Source organism: Brevundimonas sp. (genome assembly GCF_036676055.1).
In the GTDB taxonomy this organism is placed as follows: domain Bacteria; phylum Pseudomonadota; class Alphaproteobacteria; order Caulobacterales; family Caulobacteraceae; genus Brevundimonas.
The window spans coordinates 1-19,114 of sequence record NZ_JAKFDS010000032.1 but is presented as its reverse complement, the minus strand read 5'-3'; the positions used below and the strand labels follow the sequence as shown (position 1 = coordinate 19,114).

The following is a 19,114-nucleotide window of genomic DNA, read 5'->3' as shown; positions in this document are numbered from 1 at the left end:
TCAACCCACACGGGCGGTGCGGTCTCTCAGTAGACATCCCGACGGTAGCGCCCGGCCTCTGCGAGCGTCACCAGGCGGTCCGCGCCGAGCGCCTGTTCCAGGGCCGCGTGGACGCCTTGGGACATGCCTTCGAGGCTGCCGCAGACGAGGACGGTGGCGCCGCGTTCGACCCAGTCGACCAGCTCGCCGGCGTGCTGCGCGATCAGGGCCTGTACGTAGCGGCCGTCCCCTGGATCGCGGGAAAAGACGCGATCCAGCCGCGACAGGACGCCCGAGGCGCAGGCCGCGCGGAGTTCTTCGTCGAGGAAGGCGTCGTGGGCCGAGGTGCGCTCGCCGAACATCAGCCATGAGCCGCCGTGCCCGGCGGCGGCGCGGGCGCGCCAGTGAGCCCGCAGGCCCGCGAGGCCCGTGCCGGCGCCGATCAGGATCAGCGGAACTTCGGGGGTGGGGCCGTGGAAGCCGCTGTTGACGCGGATGCGCATGTCGATCGGGTCGCCGACAGCGAGTTCGCGGGTCAGCCAGCCTGAGGCCAGGCCGGGGGTCCCGTCGGCGCGCACGCTCCGGCGGACGATCAACTCGACGCGACCGTCCGACGGCAGGGACGCGACGGAGTATTCCCGGCTGGCGGGGGCGACGCCGTCGACAGCCGGCAGGCCGATCTCGGCGATGTCGCCGGCGGCCCAGTGCGCGGCATGGTCGATCGGTTCGAAGGCCAGCAGCCAGGCCTCGCCGCCGGGACTGCCGGGGTTCAGGTGGGTGCGGGCGACCAGACGCCAGCGGTCCCAGGCGGGCGGGGTCCAGTCGGCTTCGATCGCGCGGCCGGTGACGGCGCCGAGCTGATGCCGCCAGTGGCGGATGGCGCCGGCGTCGCCGTCGTCCACCTCGATCCGGTCAAACAGGGCCGTGGCCCTGGAGCTGCGCAGCCACAGGTCCAGCGCCCGTCCGAAGCCGCAGAAATCGGCGTAGGTCCGGTCGCCCAGGGCGAGCAGCCCATAGGACAGGCCGGACAGGTCCGCAGGGCCTGTCATGTGTTTGCGGGCGAACCCCGACATGGCGTCCGGGCCGTCGCCCTCGCCGGTGGTGGAGGCGATGATGAGAACCCGTCCCGCGGTCTTCAGCGCGTCCGGGTCGAGGTCACCGAGCCGGGCGACGCGGGAGGGAAGGCCTGCCTCCGACAGGGAGGCGGCGGTCATCCAGGCCAGTTCCTCGGCCTGACCGGTCTGGCTGGCGAAGGCGATCAGGAGGGCGTCGCCGCCTTCCGCCGGGGCATGGGCGGAGGCGCGGTCGGCGGTGGCGCGGCGCGCCCGGGCGCGCCTCCAGCCGACGGCGGCGACGACCGCGAGCCAGAGGGCGACGGCGACAGCCGCCCACAACCAGCGAACCGGATCGGCTGTCACGCGCCCTCGGACAACATGGCGGCGAAGGCGGGGGTGACGATCTCGGTCAGTTCGTCCTCGCCGCGCAGGACGAAGGCGGCGGCGATATTCATGGCCCCGGCGAAGTCGGGTCCCTCCTGCGGCCCCATGACGGTCAGGGCCGTGGCCATGGCGTCGGCGTACATGGCCGTGTCGGCGAACACGGTGACGGAGGCGACGCCGTTGTCGACCGGGCGGCCGGTGCGGCCGTCGATGGTGTGGCTGTAGGCCTGGCCATAGACCTCGTAGTTGCGCACCCAGTCGCCCGAGGTGGCGACGGCGATGTCGAACAGGGCGGCGACCGTCCGGGGCCCGGGCGCGCCGGGCGCCTGCTGCAGCTCGGCCCACCACGGACGGGCGTCGGGCTTGACCCCGGCGCCGCGCAGCTCGCCGCCGATTTCGACGAGATGGTGGGTGGCCCCCATGGCGGTCAGGCGTTCCGAGACCTTGTCGACCGCGTGGCCCTTGGCGATGCCGGACAGGTCCAGCTTGACCCCGCCCAGCTGCTGCACCGCGCGGGCCTCGCGATTGAGCCGCAACCGGCCCCAACCGCTCAGGGCGCGGGCGGCGGCGATTTCATCCTCGAACGGCACGGTGGGGGCCTTGCCGAAGGCGTCCAGTGGACGCGGTCCGGGCGGGCCGAAGCCCCACAGGTCGACCAGGGCGCCCAGGGTCGGATCGACCGCGCCGTTGGTGTCGTCGGCGAGGTCGAGGGCGGCGTGGAGTAGCGACCAGAACGGCTCGGATACGGCCCAGAAGCCCGAGGGCGCCGCGTTGAGACGCGACAGTTCCGACCTGGGCTCCCAGTGGCTGAACAGGAGGATGATCCGGTCCAGCTCATCCTCGATCGCGGACTGGAGGGCGGCGCGATCGAGACCCGGGGGCGGCGCGAGGCGGACCGTCCAGGTGGTGCCCATGGTCTCCCCCGCGAAGTCCCAGATCAGGTCCGAAGGCGGGCGCGAGGGAACCCGGCCATGGGTGGGGATCAGCACGCGGTTGTTCTCGCGTGGTTCGCCCCCGCCGATCCTTACGGGCGGCGGGACGGAACGGTTCGGCGCTGAGAGGCGATCGGTCAGGGCAGGACTTCCATGACGGCCACATACTGGGCGTTGGCGGCGATGGTCTCGCCCCGGGCGGGAGTGCGGACCGTGGCGTTCAGCCAGTACATGCCGGGCTCGGGCCAGGTGACGGTGAAGGCGCCGTCCGGACCGGTGGTCACGGTCATCTCTTCCGGATTGTCGCGGTAGCGGGCGCCGCCGCGGGCGACGGTGACCTCGACGTTCGAGGCCGCGACGCCGTCGAGCGAGAGCTTGAAGGTCGCCGCCTCGCCCGCGACCAGGTCGTTGGGGTGGGTGACAGGGATCAGGACCAGGCCGTCGGCCGGATTGGTGAAGACGGAGTCGGTCGGGGCGCCGAGGGTGACGAAGGTCTCGATGCGGCTGGAGGTGCGGGTGGCGACGACGTCGGTCGCTCCGGCCGGAATGGCGCCCGGGAGGTCGGCGGCCTGACCGCGCCAGCGCTTCTCTTCACCGTCTTCCTTGTAGGTGGCCATGACGCCGCCCATGACGTTGGCGATCTTCCAGGTGCCGGGTTGGGTCAGGTGTAAATCGAACGACGAACGGTAGCGGGCGCGGATCATGTTCTCCGGCTGGGCGGTCGAGCCGTCCGGCGCGGTGATGACGAGGCCGGCCAGGTTCATGGCGGCGTGGTCGGGGATGAAGACGCCGTTCGACATGCCGGCATCGAAGCCGACCCAGGCGTCGGTTCCGGACAGGACGGTCGAGGTCGGAGCCAACCAGGCGCGGTGGGCCTGGGCCGACATGGGCAGGGCCAGGGTCGCGAGCGCGGCGAGGATGGCGAGGGATTTCTTCATGTCGGATCGATCCTTAGCGGGTGACGGTGACGCTGACCGCGCCGAGTTCGGTGGAGCCGGAGGCGCGGGCGGTGTTGGCCGCGCCCCAGCGGAAGGGCACGCGGACGGATTCGCGGCCGCCCAGTTCGCGGGCCGCCTCGACGACCAGGACGTAGTCGCCGGCGGGGAGGGCTGACAGGCGGGCGCCGGGGACGGCCACCGTGTGGCGGCCGGGGGCCTTGGTGGCGCTGGAGACGCCGTCGGCAGGCAGGGTCAGCGACCGGCCGCCGCGGCGCCACCAGGTGCGCATGTCCTTGAGCCAGTCCTTGCCCTCGGCCACGCTCGAGACTTCGTACCAGACGGCGAGGGTCCGCACCGCGGTGTTGTCCGGCCGCTCGATCCAGACCGCGACATAGGGGCGGTGGTAGGCGGCGACGGACAGGCGCGGAATTTCAACCGAGACGGTCAGGTCGCCGGCGAGGGCCGGCGCCGCGGCGACGCCGGCGGCAAGGGCGGTGGCGGCGAAGGTGAGCTTACGCATGGGGCACTCGGGTCAGTGAATGAACAGCAGGGCGATCACGGCGGGGATCAGCAGACCGAGGCCGAGCAAGGGCCAGGTGGAGGGTCGCTGGCGGGCGTGCATCCAGCTCAGGGCGAATCCGGTCACGGCGAAGACCACGCAGGCCACGGCGAAGATGTCGATGAACCAGTACCAGACCGGGCCGGTGTTGCGGCCCTTGTGCAGGTCGTTGAGCCAGGCGACCCAGCCACGCGTGGTGCGCTCGCGCAGGGCCTCGCCGGTGGCGCGGTCGATCGTCAGCCAGCCGTCGCCCCCGGGCTCGGCCAGGGCGATATAGATCTCGTCGGCGGTGGTTTCGGTAGGCCGGCCGGCGATGCGGACCTTGAAAGCGTCGGCGGCCCAGCGGGCGATCGCGTCGGGGACGGGATCGGTGGTCTCTTCGGGGAAGGCGGTTAGCCGCTCCGCGAGGGGCGCGGGCAGGGTTGCGGTCTGTTCGACGGTGGCCGGATCGGCGGGAATCTGGGCGGCGTGATTGAGAGTGACGCCGGTGACGGCGAACAGCAGCAGGCCGGTCAGGCTGAGGGCGGCCGAAATCCAGTGCCACTGATGCAGCTGCTTGAGCCAGAACGAGCGGCTGGCGTTGAGGGCTTTCGAGGGCCTGGGAGGCGCGGCGGCGTCGGTCACCGGCGGCTTGTGCCGAACTTGCGAACGATTTGCAATAGAGGGTTCAAAGGAGATCAGCGTGACAGCCTGACGCCGAGGCTCAGGGTGCGCGGCGGTCCGAATCCGGCGACGCCGGTTCCCGTTTCCGAGACCTCGACGTCGGCGTCGAACAGATTGTCCGCAGCAAGCCAGACGGTGGTCGAGGGCGTCAGGGCCCAGTCGGCGCGCAGGTCCAGGGTGGCGGCGGCTTCGAGCACCCGGCTGTTGAGGTCGTCCTCGAAACGGCGGCTTTCCCAGCGTAGGTCGGCGTCGAGATCGAGGCGATCAGATAGCCGCCATTCCAGCCCGGCCGAGGCGCTCCAGATCGGGGCCTGGGCGGGACGAAGACCGGTCAGTTGCGGGGCCATCGCGCCGCCGTCGAGGCGGGCGTCGGTGACGGACAGGGCGGCGCGGACGGACAGGCCGGGAGCGAGGTCCATGCGACCGTCCAGCTCGATCCCCGCGGCCTCGATGGTTCCCGCATTCATCCGCTGGCGCAGTACGCCGCCGGCGGGAACGAAGCCGGCGCGGGGGAAGAGCCCTGGGCCCTCGCCGATGGTGACGTTGACGATGGCGTCCCCGATCTCGTTCCAGAAGAGGGTCGCCGCCAGCGCGGCCCGGTCGTCGGTCCAGGACCAGCCGGCCTCGACGCCGGCGAGGCGCTCGGGCTCCAGCGCGGCGTTGGCCTCGGTCAGGTCGTTGCCGACCCGGAAGGGCCGGTGCAGTTCGTTCAGGGTGGCCGGCCGGAAGCCGCTGTAGGCGGCGAGGCGCAGCGCCTGTCCGGCGGCCCAGACTCCCGACATGTCGCGCCGCGCGGCGAGGCGGGCGCTGATCACCTCGCCCGAGCGGTCGGGGTCGGTCTCGTCCAGGGTGGGCAGACCCGTGGCGAGGTCACGTTCGAGGCGGCGACCGTTCTCGCTGCGCCAGCCGTCGTAGCGCGCGCCGCCCGCGACCAGCCAAAGGCCGGAGCTCCATGAAGCCTCGCCATAGAGACCGGCGACGGAGGTTTCTCCGCCGGCGATCCGGCTGCGGGTGAAGCCGGCCCCGAGATTGCGGAAGCGCTCGCGGGTCTCGCCATCGTTGAAGCGGGCGTCGGCGCCCAGCTCCCATTCGACGCGGGCGATGCCGCTGACGATCACCTGCCGCAGGGCGGCGTTGACGCCCCAGCCGGTCGCGGGAGTTTCGTACTGGTCGTTGGCGGGGGTCGTCGAGGCGCGGTCGGCGGCGACGGCGACCGAGGTGTTGGCCAGATCGCTCTCGCGCCGCCAGACCTGGAGCCTCCAGCCCGGGCGGTCGGCGAGGGGCTGTAGGGCCACGGCGGCCGACAGGGCGTGGCCGCCGGCGGTGGCGCGGGCCCCGTCGAGGCCGGAGCCGCGTTCTTCCTCGAAGGCGGAGGCGCGGAGCGAGAGCGCGGCCTCGCCCAAGGGGAGGTCGGCGCGCAAGGCCGCGCTGCGCACCTCGAGATCGAGCGCCGTGTCCGCAGGGCCCGCCCCGGACCCCCGCACGGGGACATAACCGTCGCTGGTCTCATAGAGGCCGGAGGCGACGAGGCGGGCGGGGCCGAGGTCCATCGCGCCAGAGCCGGCGAGCCGGACGCCGCCACGCTCGCTGAGGGAGGCGTCCAGAACAGCGCCGCCGTCACGTTCGCGCAGCTGAATGACCCCGGTCAAGGCCCCGGCGCCGTAGGGACCCGCGCCCGAGCCCCGCACGATGTCGAGGCCTGACAGGCTTTCGGTCGGGACCTGCGACCAGATCACCCAGCCGCCGAAAGGATCGTTCAGAGGGACGCCGTCCAGAGTCACGAGAGTGCGGCCGGCGCCGGAGGGGGCGATGGCGCGCAGGCTGATACCCTGGGTGGTCGGATTGGCCGCGAGGCTGGACGTGCGGCGGAACAGCGACACGGCCGGGACGGAGGCGAGGGCTTCGTCCAGCCGTTGCTGATCGCGCAGATCGTCCTCGCCGAGCCGGACGACCGAAAAGGCCGCCTCGCCGGCGGCCGGCGGCAGGCGTGCGCCGGTGACGACGATTTCGGGCAGGGCGGCCGGGGGCGGAAGCTGGATCATCGCCGCCCCCTTAGAGCGGGCCGGCGGCCGTCGCTCAAGCGGCGTGATCGAGAGGGTCGGGCTCGCGGCTGAGCACGCGGCGGATGGCGTTGAGCAGGGCGTCGGGGTGGATCGGCTTTTGGGCCACCCCATTCATGCCGGCGGCCAGATATTCGACCTCGTCGCGGGGATCGGCGTTGGCCGTAAGGGCGAGGATCGGCAGGCGGGCCATGGCGCCGCCGAGGGCGCGAATGGCCCGGGTGGCGGCCACGCCATCCATCACCGGCATCTTCACATCCATCAGCACCAGATCGAAGGCGCCGTCCTGGACACGGGCCACCGCCTCGCGCCCGTCTTCTGCGACTACGGACGTGCAGCCGAACAGTTCCAGCACCTTGCCGGCGACGAAACGGTTGGCGGCGTTGTCGTCCACGATCAGCACATGCAGGGTCTCATGGGCCGTCGGCGCCGCCATGGTGGTTGCGGCCTGACGCATCTCGGCGCCCGCGCACGGCAGGGCGAGGCTGAACCGGAAGCGGGCCCCGCCCCGGGGCGAGCGCTCCACCACGATGTCGCCGTCCATGCGTTCGACGATCTGGCGGCAGATCGCCAGGCCGAGGCCCGCTCCGGCGCCCTGACGTCCGGCCCGGCCGGTGTTGAAGGGTTCGAAGATGGTTTCGGCCAGGCCCTCGTCTATGCCCGGGCCGGTGTCGTCGACGGTGGCGGTGACCGCGACGGCGCCGTCGCGGGGGCCGCTGGCGATATGGACGTGGACGCCGCCGGCGACGGTGAATTTCAGGGCGTTGCCGATCAGATTGTTGAACAGCTGCTTCAGACGGACCTCGTCGCCGGCCACCCAGTCATGGCCCGTCGTGTCATGGGTCACCGTCAGGGCCAGGCCCTTTTCCTGGGCGCGGGGACTCCACAGCGCCCGCAGGTCGGCGGCGACCGCGTCGAGATGGACCGGCGCGGTTTCAAGCGCCAGCTGGCCGGCCTCGGCCCGGGACATGTCGAGGGCGTCGGTGAGGAGTCGCAGCAGGCTCTGGCCGGAGTCGAGAATGGTCCGGACGTAGGGCCGCATGTCGTCCTGCGTCAGTTCGCGCTCCATCAGGGCGGCGACGCCCAGCACGCCGTTCAGAGGCGTGCGGATCTCATGGCTCATCACGGCCAGAAACTCGGACTTGGCGCGACTCGAGGCCCGGGCTTCGGCCTCGGCGCGGGACAGGTCGCGGGCGAGCGCGCCCATCGCCTCGGCGCGGCGTTGGTGGATGACGCTGCCGGCCCGCAGCAGGTGCACCCCCGCGCCCACCCCGACGTAGTGGCCGCCGGCGGCGACGATGAAGCCGTTCAGCAGGGCCCCGAGGTTGGCGGCGTCGACCGACTGGAACAGACTTTCGGCGTCGGCGTCGGCCTCGAGGATGCGGGGGTTGGCGTCCATGAAGGTCGCCGCCGGCCGCCGCGCGTAGAGGGCGCGACCGAATTCGGCGGCCATCTTTAGGGTGAAGGCATTCCGCTCGATCAGCCCCACGGGTCGCCCCTCGCCGTCGACCACGGCGATCACGAGGGTGTCGGGCTCATCCTGGAACCGGTCGAAGACCTGGGCCCCGGGCGTGTCCGGCCCTATCGGCGCCGCAGCGCTCGCGAAATCCCCGATCCTGGCCATGCCCGTCCTCTGCCAACTGCGGGGGAGCGGATACGGGGTCCGGACTTAACGCCAGCTTTGCCGTTCGTGAAACTTTTGCGAGATTGTCTTGTATATCAATCCGTAAGCGGAGCTAAAGGCGGCCGAGGAGCGTCGCCGCGAAGGTCGAGAGGGTGTCGTCGCGGGCGCCCATGACGACGATGCGGTCGCCGGGGCGCGCCAGGTCGATGAGGCGGTCGCCGCAGGCCTCGCGCGTGGGCAGGGCCTCGGCGTGGCAGCCGGCGGCGCGGATGCCCGACGCGATGTCCTCGCTGCCGACGCTGCGGTCGGTCGTGCCGCCGTAGTAGACGGGCTCGGGCATCAGCAGGATGTCGTCCTCGCGCAGCAGGCCCGCGAAGCCGTCGATGAACTCCTGCTTCATCAGCTTCAGCGGACCGAAGCCGTGCGGCTGGAACAGGATCAGCAGCCGGCCGTCGAAGGCGTGCAGGGTCTTGAGGGTGGCGGCGATCTTGTCGGGATTATGGGCGAAGTCGTCGATGACCGTGACGCCATTGGCGGTCCCGACCACTTCCATGCGGCGGCGGATGCCGGAGAAGGTCTCCAGCGCCGCCACGGCCTGGTCCAGCGGTACGCCGACGGCGCGGACGGCGCCGAGAGCGGCGAGGGCGTTGGCGACGTTGTGGGCGCCGGGAACCGGCAGGGTCACCGGGACGTCGGCCCCGCTCGCGAGGTCTTTCAGCCGGAAGCGCATTCCCGTCGGCAGCGGCTCAAGGTCGTGAGCGGAGAGATCGGCGCTCTCATTGCCGAGCGCGAAGGTGACAACCGCGTCGCCGCGCCCGCTCTCGACCATGCTTTGGGCCAGAGCCGCCGTCTCGGGGTTGTCGAGGTTGAGCACGGCGGTCGCCGCGCGGACGGTGAAGCCGCCGAACAGGACACGCAGCTCCTCCATCGACTTGTGGTCCAGCGAGATGTTGGAGACAACGGCGACGGTCGGGTCGTAGCGGGCGATGGAGCCGTCGGATTCGTCGACCTCGGAGACGAACAGGTCGCGCCCGCCGATCAGGGCGCTGGCGAACGGATGGTCGGCGTCGGCGAAATTCTTCATCACCGCGCCGTTCATGACGGTGGGCTCCCGGCCAGCCGAATGCAGGATCCAGGCGATCATGCCGGTGATGGTCGACTTGCCGCTGGTGCCGGCGACGCCGATCGAGGCCGGGGCGGCGTTGAACAGCTGGCTGAGCAGTTCGGGTCGGGTGACGATGCGGGCGCCGGCCCGCTTCGCGGCGCCTATGTCGGGCACCGTGTCCTCGATGGCGCCGGTGGCGACCACGGTCTGGGTCGGGCGGGTGACGCCGGAGCCGTCCTGGGGGTGAAGCGTGACGCCGTGCGCCTCGAGCCAGGCGAATTTCTCCGGCGTGCGGCCCTGGTCGCGAGAGCGGTCGGAGCCTTCGATGCGCCCGCCCTGGGCCTGGACGATCATGGCCAGGGGCAGCATGCCCGAGCCGCCGATCCCGCAGAAGAAATAGTCGTCGTTCGCCATGCGCCGTGACTAGGCGGGTTCAGGGCGGCGGGGAAGGGGGTGATGGGTGACGACTTCCAGAAGCCGGTGCGGCCCCCTAAACTGGTGCGTAGGAGGGGCCCTCACAGATGACGCCGTCGCCAAGTCCATCGACAACCAGCCGAGTGCTCGACATCGTGTTCGGCAAGCGCGCGACGCCTGAGGAACAGGCCGCCCGGCCGCCTCAATGGGTCCGGCTCACCACCACATTGGTCCTTGTGATCGTGATGGTCGCCTTCGCCTATACCCTCGTCGGGAAATACGGCTGGTTGAGCCTGCCGTGGACACCCGCCTACTGGCCCGATTCCATCGTGTTCTACGGGCTCATGATGGTGACGGTCAGTGCGAGCCGGGCGGTTGAACGGCGATACGCCCGGCGCGATGGTCGCGAGGAACGTTCGCTCCAATGAAGATCGGCATCGTCAACGCCAGTTCGCGCTTCAATCGGGAGCGGGCGGACGCCGTGCACGACTGGTTCGCGGCCCATGTGCCGGACGGCTCGATCGATGTGGTCTTCCACCCGGCCAGCTTCGGCAAGCACGGGCATTTCGGCGGCGACGACGCCAGCCGGGCGGCGGCGTTCGTGGAATACGCCAACGACCCGCGGCTGGACGCGGTGTGGTTCGCGCGGGGCGGCTACGGGTCGTGCCGCATCGCCGAGGCTGTGCTGCCGCGATTGACGGATGTGGCGCGGCGGAAGCGGTACCTCGGCTATTCGGACGCGGGGACGCTGTTGGCCGGGCTTTACAAGGCCGGGTTTCCGCATGTGGCGCACGGGCCGATGGCCTCGGATGCGGTGCGCAACGATGCGACGGCGTGGCGGGCGCTGAACTGGCTGAAGCGGGGCGACCCGGCATCGTGGGAGCCGTCGCTGCACGAGGACGCACGGCCCGCAGTCGCCTTCAACCTGAGCATCCTCGACGCCCTCGTCGGCACCGCGCTGGAGCCCGACATGTCCGGCCATGTGCTGATGCTGGAGGAGGTGTCCGAGCCGCTGTACCGGGTCGACCGGATGATGTTCCACCTGACCGGCCAGGCCTCGATCCGCAAGGTCGCCGGCATCCGCCTGGGACGGGTGTCGGACATCGTCGAGAACGATCCGGAATTCGGCCTGACCCCCGAGGAGATCGTCCGCTACTGGTGTCAGCGGTCGGGCATTCCCTATCTCGGCGCGGCGGACATCGGGCATGACCGCGACAACAAGATCGTGCCGTTCGGAGCCCGGTAGGTCCGCGACAGCGGCGACGCTGGCGTCCCGGCCGGGGGCGGCCCATGTTCGAGGCGCATGAACCGTCGCCACCTTCTCCTTCGCGCCGCAGGACTGGCCGCCGTCGTGGGCGGCGCGTGGTGGGCGCGCGAGACCCTGTTCTGGCCGGCGCCGGATCTCGCCTTCGCCGAAGGCGAAGCGACGCCCTGGCTGCGCTATGCGCGGCGGGCCAATGTCCCGACCGTGAACGTGCGGATCGAGGGCCGCGAGGTCATCGCCCTGATCGACACGGGGGCGCAGTATTCCGTCATCGATCGCCGGCTGTTCGAGGCTCTTCCGGCCCGGCGCCGCTCGCTGTTCGACATGCCGCTGGTCGCCTATGGCGTCGGCGGCGGAAGCCAGATGGGCCGGGGCGCCGCGGTCGACGTGACCCTGCCCGGCCTGGCCATCGGGGCGTTGCGGGCGGCAATTCTCGATCTGGGGCCCCTGGCCTCGGAGAGCGGGCTGAATACGCCGCTGATCCTCGGGCGGGACGTTCTGGAGCATCTGGTCCTGGCGCTGGACCCGGCGCGGCGACATGTCCGGCTGATCGCCCGCGAAGCCTTCGTGCGGCCGCCCGACCTGGCCCCGGCGGAGGTCCGGCGTTCCGGCGGCGGGCTGATCGCCGAGGTGACGGTCGAGGGCGTGGCGGTCAGGGCCGTGGTCGACACCGGGGCCTCATCCCTTCTGGCGCTGGACAAGGCGACGGCGCAGACCGCGGGCCTGCTGGACGGCCGACCGCAGGAGACCGGGAGCAGCCTCGTCCTCGGCGGGGCAATGCAGGCCGCCGTTCTGGAAGCCCGCACCGTGACCTTCGCCGACCACCTGTACCGGCAGGTTCAGGTCGGGGTCTTCGACCAGCCGCCGCTGCCCCACTTCCCCGGAGGGCTGCTCGGCATGGAGGCTTTCGCCGACCGGAGGGTCGCGTTCGATCTCGGGGCCGGCGAACTGCACGTGTCGCAGCCGCTGGACCTGACGGTGGGCTGAGCCGTCAGAGCGCGGAGAAGGTGTCGCAAGCCGCCGGGTCGCCCGCCTGATAGCCTCGCCGCAGCCATTCCCTCCGCTGGGCAGACGAGCCGTGGGTGAAGCCTTCAGGCACGACGCGGCCGCCCTGTCGGCGTTGCAGGGTGTCGTCGCCGATGGCCGAGGCGGTGCGCAGGCCTTCCTCGAGATCGCCGGCCTCAAGCGCCACGGCGCCGTTCGAGACGGCTGCGGCGTTGGCGGCCCAGACGCCCGCGTAGCAGTCGGCCTGAAGCTCGAGGGCCACCGAATACTGGTTGGCCTCGGCCTCTCCCGATGCGCGCTGCTGGGCCTGCCGCACCTGTTGTGAGGCTCCGGTCAGCGTCTGGACGTGGTGGCCATATTCGTGGGCGATGACATAGGCGCGGGCGAAGTCGGCGGATGAAGCGCCGAGCTGGCTTTCCATCTGCCGCCAGAATGACAGGTCCAGATAAACGCGCTGGTCGGTGGGGCAGTAGAACGGCCCCATGGCAGACTGACCGAAGCCGCAGCCGGTCGAGGTGCCCTGTTCATAGAGGATGACGGTCGGGGGCTGATAGCCCTCCAGCTTGGTCTTCCAGACGTCGTCAACGTTCGTGCCGATCACATCGACGAAGGCGCCGGCCTGATCCTCGGGGCTGCCCTGGGCGCCCTGTTCGGAACTGCCGACCCCGCCCAGCTGGCTGGTGATCTGCTGGGTCGTCTGCGGGTCTATGCCGAACACGAAGTAGCCGATGGCCGCCAGAACGAGGGCGCCGATGCCCCCGCCAGCGATGCCGACACCGCCCATGCCGCGACGGTCCTCAATGTTGCCGCCGCGTCGTCCGCCCTGCCACCGCATGATCCGTTTCCTCGTCCCTCAGATTACAGCCAAGCAGGAACGCGGCCGTCGGGGAAGGGATGCAGGGGTGATGCTAGTTGGCGGGACGATCCAGCCAGGCGTCGATCTGGGTGACGCCCGCGGCGGCGGCCCGGCTCCGTCGGGTGGCGGAGTCCCGCAGGACCCGCTCTTCCTCCGGCGAGCGGAGGGACCGGTATGCGGGCGGCTGGATCGGTTCCGGCTGGCGCGCCGCCTCGATCTCGAGCCGGTTCAGCCGGGTCTCGAACTGGAGTTGGCGGGCGAAGGCCTCGCGCTGGTCCGCCCGGGCGCGCAGACGATCGACTTCGTAGCGATGCAGCTCGGCCTGATAGCGATGGGGATCGACGCCCGGCGAGACATAGGGCGGGACGGTCTGTGCCTCGGCCGTAGCGGCGAGGGCGGCAAGGGCGAGCGACAGGGGGATCAGCGCGCGGGTCATGATCTCAAGATGGTTCCGCGCCGCCTCGTCGGCAAGCGGAGCCGCAACGCTACCGGCTCCGGACCGAGTCCGACACCTCAGCATCGCTGGAGCGCCCAGACCCGGGTGCGTTTGACGGCGGAGTCCTCCAGCTCGCGGGTGGTCGGCACCTCGTATTCGGCCAGCAGGTCGAGGCCGGATTTGGGGAAGTAGGTCCGCAAGGGGTCGCCGACGAGCACCCGCGCGCCGCGGTCGGCGGCCGAGGTGAGCCAGGCCAGGACCCGTTCAGCCATGGGCTTTTCATAGAAGACGTCGCCGGCGCAGATCACCTCGACGTCGGGCGGCGGCCAATCGAGCAGATCGGCTTCCGTGAAGTCCAGACTGACCCCGTTGGCGCCGGCGTTCAGGGCCACGGCTGCGGCGCAGAAGGGATCAATGTCGGCGCACAGGACCGAGGCCGCGCCCGCCTTCATCGCCGCGACGCCGACCATGCCTGAACCCGCCGCGAAGTCGAGAACCCGTTTGCCGGCGACCTCGTCCGGATGGTCGAGCAGCCAACGCGCGAGGCCCTGGCCGCCGGCCCAGGCGAAGGCCCAGAAGGGCGGGGGCAGGCCGATTTCGCCCAGCTCCTCCTCGGTCAGCCGCCAGATGGGCGTGACTTCGTCGGCCAGCCACAGCTCGATCTCAGGCGCATGAGGCACAGCTTGCAGCCGGGTGTTGGCGAGGATGAAGGCGGTCGGGTCGGTGATCGGGCTCATGGTCGCCTGACCGTGTGAGCGCGCGTCAGCGCGATCCTGGTCAGCCCGCCTCGATCCAGGGGGTCGACAGCAGATAGCCCGAGGCGAAGGCGATGAAGAGGATCTGGGTCACGAGGACGATGAACAGCCAGTGCTGTCTGACGAATGAGACGATCCGCACGCGATCCTCCGGGGCGAGCGGACCTGAACCGCCGAACGCGGAAAAGGTTCAGGGGCGGGTCCGCCTTTGCGGACTTCATCGGGACGCCGCGGCCTTGAGCACCTCGACGTAGCCGTTCGCCATCTCCATGCGCGCGCCCTGCGGCTTGCGGCGCACGGCCCGATGCAAGGCCGGAAGTTTCCAGCAAGGCACGTGCATGAACAGGTGATGTTCGGCGTGGAAATTGACCCAGTAGGGGGCGATGAAGGCGCGCTCCCACCACGAGGCGCGGGTGGTGCGGGCGGCGCGGAAGGCGTCGTCGGCCGAACCCTCGACGCAGGCGTGCTCGGCGATGTTGCGCAGCCGGGTGACCATCGGGAACCAGGTCGCGAGCGGCAGTAGCCACAGGGCGAACCAGACCCACCAGACCCCGGCGAGGGCGGCGACGGCGAACAGGCCCCCGTTGAACAGCAGGAAGGGCGCGACGCTGCGGCCGGTCACGACGGCGCCCTCGGCGATGTCTTCGTCGCGCTGGCTGGCGAAGGCCTTGAAGAGGAAGAGGACGCGCTGCTTGAAGAAGGTCTGGCCGGTCAGGTCGCGGACGATCTTGCGGCGCAGCGAGGCGCGGGTGACCGGGAAGGGGGCGGACAGGACAAGGTCCGGGTCCTCGGGCTGCTGGGCGTATTTGTGGTGGCTGAGATGGTAGGGGCGGTAGAGGGCGAGCGAGGCCCCGACCGGGACGGCGCACAGCCAGTGACCGAGGAAGTCGTTGAGGCGGCGGTCGGGCGACAGGCCGCCATGCGCCGCCTCGTGCATCAGGATGGCGAGGCCCAGCTGGCGCGTGCCGATGACGGCGACGCAGAGCGGGATAAGGATCGGCCAGAGCACTCCGGCGACGGCCGCCAGCAGGATCACGCTCCAGCAGTGGAGGACCAGCAGGGGGCCGATCCAGGCGCGGCGCGTCTGGAAGGGGGCCCACTCCTCGGGCGTGAACAGGTCGGTCGGGCGGGCGCGGGGCGCAGCGGGCATGGGAAGCAGGATACGCCCGGGACCCGTGTCCTGAAAGCGGCGGGACGGCTCGCCGCAGTTGTCAGGCAAGGCTGACGAAAAGTCAGGTTGACATGACAAAACGTCGATGTAAGGTAAGCATGACATCAGGTCAGGAGGACTTGTCATGCTCGGCATTGCGAAAACACAGACTTCGGCCAGCCGGCGCTACGTCGTACGAACCGTGGCCTTCATGAGCGGCTATGTCGCCATCAACGTCGCCGCCATCTTCGGTGCCTTCGACGACATCGAGTCCCCGGTCGCGGCCTGGGCGCTTGCGTTGGCGGTCTCGGCCCCGGTGGTCGGACAGATCTGGGCGACCCTGTCGCTGATGCGGGAGTCCGACGAGTTCGTCCGCGCGGTCACCGCCAAACAGTTCATTCTCGCGGCGGGTCTGGCCATGGCCATCGCCAGCGTCTGGGGGTTCGGAGAAAGCTACGCCGACGCCCAGCACATCCCGGCCTGGATCATCTATCCGCTGTTCTGGGCCTGCTTTGGCTTCGCGGCGCCGTTCGTCAGGTCGAGCCGATGAAGAACCGTCTGAAACTGCTGCGCGTCGAGCGCGGTTGGACGCAGGAACAGCTCGGTCAGGCGCTGGGCGTGTCGCGGCAGGCCGTGAACGCGCTGGAGACCGAGAAACATGACCCGTCGCTGGACCTCGCCTATCGCATCGCCGTGCTGTTCGCCCGGCCGGTCGAAGAGGTTTTCGAGAACCCCCACGCCTGACGCTGTCAGGCTCGTTCAAAGGACATTTCCGATGCTGCATCTTCGTCACTTCGTGGCGCGCTCGACCCTGCGCGCAGTCTGCCTCGCCTCTGCGTCATTATTGGTCGCAGGCGCCTCGGCCCTGGCCGTCCGGGCGGAGGCGGCGCCGGTCGCTGTCGCGGCCCGGGACGCCTTCGTTTCGGACCGGCTGTCGGTCGAGGTGCTGGGCAGTGGGCCGGACGTCGTCCTGATCCCGGGCTACGCCTCCTCGCGGGAGGTGTGGCGGGCGGAGGCGACCCGGCTGGCGGCGACGCGCCGGGTGCATCTGGTGCAGCTGGCCGGGTTCGCGGGCGAGCCGTGGACGCATGGGGACGGGCCGTTCCTCGAGCCGATGATCGGCGAGCTGGCCCGCTATGTCCGCGAGAGCGGTCTGGAGCGGCCGGCGGTGATCGGCCATTCGATGGGCGGGCTGACGGCGCTGCTGCTGGCCCAGGGCCATCCCGATCTGGTCGGCAAGGTGATGAGCGTCGACAGCCTGCCGTTCTTCAGCGCCCTGTTCGGGCCGACGGCGACGGCGGAGAGCGCCCGGCCGTTCGCGGACCAGGCGGCGGCGGCCATCCTCGCCGCGGACGAGGCGGGCTTCGGGGCGCAGCAGGGGCAGACTGCGATCGGCCTGGCCCGGGATCCGGCGACGCGGGAGGCCATGGTCGCATGGTCGATAGCCTCGGACCGGCAGGCGCTGGCGACGGCGATCCGCGAGGTGATGACCACCGACGCCCGGCCCGGGCTGGCGGCGATGACGACGCCGGTGTGGGCGCTCTACGCCTCGGACGCCGACGGCGGGGCGCCGGCGGCGATGGCCGACGGGATGTGGGGCCGGGAGTATGCGGGCCTGCCGGGGGTCAGGCTGATCCGGGTCGACGGCTCGCGGCATTTCATCATGGCCGACCAGCCGGCGCGGTTCGCCGAACTGGTCGATCAGTTCCTGGCGGACTAGCCCGCCGGCGCCGCGACGGGAGTGACGTCCCCCGTCTTCGCGAGCTGACCGCCGAACTCGCCGGCGTAGGCGGTGGCCAGCAGGGAGCGGAAGACGGCGGCGGGAATGGCGATCTCGTAGCCGCCTTCGACATAGGGCCCGGCCTGATAGGGGCCGATCAGGAAGGTCAGGCCGGCGGCCTTGCCCGAGGCGTCGCCGGGAGTCAGGACGAAGGCGGTGGCGGAGACGCGGGGGCAGGCGAAGGGCTTGCTGTCGAAGGTCAGCATGGCGCCGTCGGGGACGCGGGCGCGCTTGGCGGTGTTGAGGGCCGAGCACAGGGCCTGGTCGAGCGTGGTCAGGTCGGCCCCCTTCCGGAACAGGTCGGCGAGGCCGATCTGGCGCTTCAGCGCCTTGTCCCAGAGGATGCCGCTGGTCAGGGTGTTGGGGTGGGCGCCGCCGGTCTCGAACGAGGTGCGCTTGAGGCTGAACAGCTTGCTGGTCTCGGCGGCGGCGGTGACGGTGACGGTGTTGCCGAACCGGGGCTGGTCGGGATCCGATCCGGCCTCGGTGAGGTCGCTCTGCGCGCCCTCGGAGAACTGGCGCAGCTTGCGGACTTCCTCGGCGTAGAGACGGGCGTGCAGGTCGGGCTGGGCCTTGATCGCGTCGGGCAGGACCAGCTTCACATCGGCGTAGGCGGACTTCGATTCATAGCCCATCGGCGCGGCGGCGTCGGCCTGGGTGACCAGCGCTCCGGTCTCGTCCGGACCCGCGGCCGGCGCTTCCGAATCCCGCTCGCGGTTGCAGGCGGCGAGGGTCGCGGCCAGGGCGGCGGTCAGGAGGAGGAAGCGGAGAGGGCGGGCCATGCGGGTGTCCTTCAAAGCGGAAGCTGAACCGAGCCGAGAATGATGGCGAGAAGCAGGATCAGGCCGGCGTCACGATTGGACCTGAACAGTCTGAGCGCAAGGGCGGGATCGTCGGGGCGGACGTCGCGGGTCTGGCGCAGCAGATGGGCGGCCCACGGCAGCAGGGCGACGTAGAACAGCGGGCCGAGGCCGGCGGCGGCGCCGGCGGCGAGGGTCAGAAGGACGGTGAGGAGATAGAAGACGCCGACGCCGCGGTGGACGTTTGCGCCGAGGCGGCGGGCCGAGGATTTGACCCCGACCATGGCGTCGTCCTCGATGTCCTGCAGGGCGTAGATGGTGTCGTAGCCGAGGGTCCAGAAGACGCCGCCGAGGTAGAGGAGGAGGGCGGGGACGGCGAGGTGGCCCTGCGCTCCGACCGCCATGCCCACGGCGTACCACTCCCCGGTCGCGACGAGAGACTGGCCATAGACCCGGAGCAGGAACGGCAGTCCGCCGGCGGCCGCCGCGAACCCCATCAGGGCGCCCCAGTTGAAGGTGAGGCCGAGCCAGGCCTGGGGCCACCAGGTAATGCGCTTCATGAAGGGGTAGGCGGCGACGAGGACGAGGGAGGCGACGCCGAGCAGGACGGCGGTCAGGTTGAGGGTCAGCAGGATCAGCAGGCTGACCAGACTGCAGCCGACGACGAAGGCCCAGGCCTGTTTCACCGAGATGCGGCCCGAGGGGATGGGGCGCAGGGCGGTGCGGGCGACCCTGGCGTCGATGTCGCGATCGACGATGTCGTTGAAGGCGCAGCCGGCGGCGCGCATCAGACAGGCGCCGATCGCGAAGCCGAGGAACAGCCAGGCGTCGTAGACGTCGGGCGTCTGGCGATACTGGCTGAGCGCCAGGGAGACGCCCTGCCAGCCGGGCAGGAGCAGCAGCCAGATGCCGATCGGACGGTCGAAACGGCCGAGCCTGAGCCACGGCTTGAGGCCTTCCGGCGCGTGGCGGTCCACCCAGTTCGAACCAGCGTCGGGAAGCGGGGCGGAGGTCATGGAAAAGTCCTAGCCCTTCTCCCCTTGCGGGAGAAGGTGGGGCCCGAAGGCCGACGGATGAGGGGTGGCGCCCGTGTCAGATCATCAGCCATTGCTACGCCAATCCCTCGTCGCCCGCGCGACCCCTCATCTGACCTCGCTCCGCTCGGCCACCTTCTCCCGCAAGGGGAGAAGGCATGAGTCTGCGCCGCCTGTGTCCAGACGGTTGGGGAGGGCGCGGGACAGCCGGGCCTCGCCCGGTTGTGAATGTGATTACCGTTTCGACGAGACAGGCTGCCCCGCGCGGCCGTTTTCCACACGCCCTCCGACTGGCGGCCCTGCGTCCGGGCCTTTGACGGA

Annotated in this window: 20 protein-coding genes; 6 read left to right on the top strand and 14 right to left on the bottom strand. The window is 70.7% G+C overall.

Annotation, left to right across the window (positions count from 1 at the left end; genetic code table 11):
* Positions 1 to 26 precede the first annotated feature (26 nt).
* The 8 genes from V6M45_RS05960 to V6M45_RS05925 all read right to left on the bottom strand — a co-directional run bounded on the left by V6M45_RS05960 (position 27) and on the right by V6M45_RS05925 (position 9,713).
* Positions 27 to 1,397 carry a sulfite reductase subunit alpha gene (locus tag V6M45_RS05960; protein WP_332654719.1) on the bottom strand — a complete coding sequence of 457 codons (1,371 nt, stop codon included), beginning with the start codon at positions 1,395 to 1,397 and terminating at the stop codon, positions 27 to 29.
* Positions 1,394 to 2,407, bottom strand: a complete 1,014-nt coding sequence (locus tag V6M45_RS05955; protein ID WP_332654718.1) for an FAD:protein FMN transferase — start codon at positions 2,405 to 2,407, stop codon at positions 1,394 to 1,396. The genes V6M45_RS05960 and V6M45_RS05955 overlap by 4 nt, the downstream gene beginning before the upstream one ends.
* Positions 2,408 to 2,487: 80 nt before the next feature.
* The gene (locus V6M45_RS05950) at positions 2,488 to 3,288 is read right to left on the bottom strand and encodes a DUF4198 domain-containing protein (protein WP_332654717.1); all 801 of its coding nucleotides are present in this window, start codon (positions 3,286 to 3,288) and stop codon (positions 2,488 to 2,490) included.
* 13 nt (positions 3,289 to 3,301) lie between these two features.
* Positions 3,302 to 3,808, bottom strand: coding sequence for a DUF2271 domain-containing protein (locus tag V6M45_RS05945; RefSeq protein ID WP_332654716.1), 507 nt, complete (start codon positions 3,806 to 3,808; stop codon positions 3,302 to 3,304).
* Positions 3,809 to 3,820: 12 nt separating this feature from the next.
* Entirely contained in the window at positions 3,821 to 4,471 is a 651-nt protein-coding gene (locus V6M45_RS05940; RefSeq protein WP_332654715.1) for a PepSY-associated TM helix domain-containing protein, read from the bottom strand.
* Positions 4,472 to 4,524: 53 nt separating this feature from the next.
* Positions 4,525 to 6,552 (bottom strand): TonB-dependent receptor, encoded by a 2,028-nt coding sequence (locus V6M45_RS05935; protein ID WP_332654714.1) that lies wholly within the window; start codon positions 6,550 to 6,552, stop codon positions 4,525 to 4,527.
* A 34-nt stretch (positions 6,553 to 6,586) separates the two neighbouring features.
* Positions 6,587 to 8,194, bottom strand: a complete 1,608-nt coding sequence (locus V6M45_RS05930; RefSeq protein ID WP_332654712.1) for an ATP-binding protein — start codon at positions 8,192 to 8,194, stop codon at positions 6,587 to 6,589.
* Between the two features lie 112 nt (positions 8,195 to 8,306).
* Positions 8,307 to 9,713 (bottom strand): UDP-N-acetylmuramate--L-alanine ligase, encoded by a 1,407-nt coding sequence (locus V6M45_RS05925; RefSeq protein WP_332654711.1) that lies wholly within the window; start codon positions 9,711 to 9,713, stop codon positions 8,307 to 8,309.
* A gap of 143 nt (positions 9,714 to 9,856) precedes the next feature.
* Between V6M45_RS05925 and V6M45_RS05920 the strand changes: the two genes are divergently transcribed.
* Genes V6M45_RS05920 through V6M45_RS05910 form a run of 3 tightly spaced genes read left to right on the top strand, consistent with a single transcriptional unit; the run spans position 9,857 to position 11,964 of the window.
* The gene (locus V6M45_RS05920; RefSeq protein WP_332654710.1) at positions 9,857 to 10,141 is read left to right on the top strand and encodes a hypothetical protein; all 285 of its coding nucleotides are present in this window, start codon (positions 9,857 to 9,859) and stop codon (positions 10,139 to 10,141) included.
* Entirely contained in the window at positions 10,138 to 10,959 is an 822-nt protein-coding gene (locus V6M45_RS05915; protein ID WP_332654709.1) for an LD-carboxypeptidase, read from the top strand. The genes V6M45_RS05920 and V6M45_RS05915 overlap by 4 nt, the downstream gene beginning before the upstream one ends.
* A gap of 57 nt (positions 10,960 to 11,016) precedes the next feature.
* The gene (locus tag V6M45_RS05910) at positions 11,017 to 11,964 is read left to right on the top strand and encodes a retropepsin-like aspartic protease (RefSeq protein WP_332654708.1); all 948 of its coding nucleotides are present in this window, start codon (positions 11,017 to 11,019) and stop codon (positions 11,962 to 11,964) included.
* Between the two features lie 4 nt (positions 11,965 to 11,968).
* Here the strand turns inward: V6M45_RS05910 and ypfJ are convergent, their stop codons facing one another.
* The 4 genes from ypfJ to V6M45_RS05890 all read right to left on the bottom strand — a co-directional run bounded on the left by ypfJ (position 11,969) and on the right by V6M45_RS05890 (position 15,179).
* Positions 11,969 to 12,817, bottom strand: a complete 849-nt coding sequence (gene ypfJ / locus V6M45_RS05905) for a KPN_02809 family neutral zinc metallopeptidase (protein ID WP_332654707.1) — start codon at positions 12,815 to 12,817, stop codon at positions 11,969 to 11,971.
* A 73-nt stretch (positions 12,818 to 12,890) separates the two neighbouring features.
* On the bottom strand, positions 12,891 to 13,274 hold the full coding sequence (locus tag V6M45_RS05900) for a hypothetical protein (RefSeq protein ID WP_332654706.1): 384 nt from the start codon (positions 13,272 to 13,274) through the stop codon (positions 12,891 to 12,893).
* 77 nt (positions 13,275 to 13,351) lie between these two features.
* Entirely contained in the window at positions 13,352 to 14,011 is a 660-nt protein-coding gene (locus V6M45_RS05895) for a class I SAM-dependent methyltransferase (protein ID WP_332654704.1), read from the bottom strand.
* Between the two features lie 235 nt (positions 14,012 to 14,246).
* Entirely contained in the window at positions 14,247 to 15,179 is a 933-nt protein-coding gene (locus V6M45_RS05890) for a fatty acid desaturase family protein (protein WP_332654703.1), read from the bottom strand.
* A 145-nt stretch (positions 15,180 to 15,324) separates the two neighbouring features.
* On the opposite strand from V6M45_RS05890, the gene V6M45_RS05885 reads away from it, so the two are divergent.
* Genes V6M45_RS05885 through V6M45_RS05875 form a run of 3 tightly spaced genes read left to right on the top strand, consistent with a single transcriptional unit; the run spans position 15,325 to position 16,899 of the window.
* Complete coding sequence (locus tag V6M45_RS05885) at positions 15,325 to 15,729, top strand: hypothetical protein (protein ID WP_332654702.1); 405 nt, start codon at positions 15,325 to 15,327, stop codon at positions 15,727 to 15,729.
* Positions 15,726 to 15,923 (top strand): helix-turn-helix transcriptional regulator, encoded by a 198-nt coding sequence (locus V6M45_RS05880; protein ID WP_300292393.1) that lies wholly within the window; start codon positions 15,726 to 15,728, stop codon positions 15,921 to 15,923. Before V6M45_RS05885 ends, V6M45_RS05880 begins: the two co-directional genes overlap by 4 nt.
* Before the next feature lie 31 nt (positions 15,924 to 15,954).
* Positions 15,955 to 16,899: an alpha/beta fold hydrolase gene (locus V6M45_RS05875; RefSeq protein ID WP_332654701.1), complete on the top strand. Its 945-nt coding sequence runs from the start codon at positions 15,955 to 15,957 to the stop codon at positions 16,897 to 16,899.
* Here V6M45_RS05875 and V6M45_RS05870 read toward each other — a convergent pair.
* Both V6M45_RS05870 and V6M45_RS05865 read right to left on the bottom strand, forming a co-directional pair.
* A complete protein-coding gene (locus V6M45_RS05870) occupies positions 16,896 to 17,741 on the bottom strand; it encodes an RsiV family protein (RefSeq protein ID WP_332654700.1) in 846 nt (281 codons plus the stop codon). The two genes, V6M45_RS05875 and V6M45_RS05870, sit on opposite strands and share 4 nt — an antisense overlap.
* Positions 17,742 to 17,752: 11 nt before the next feature.
* Complete coding sequence (locus V6M45_RS05865; protein ID WP_332654699.1) at positions 17,753 to 18,775, bottom strand: UbiA family prenyltransferase; 1,023 nt, start codon at positions 18,773 to 18,775, stop codon at positions 17,753 to 17,755.
* Positions 18,776 to 19,114: the final 339 nt, after the last annotated feature.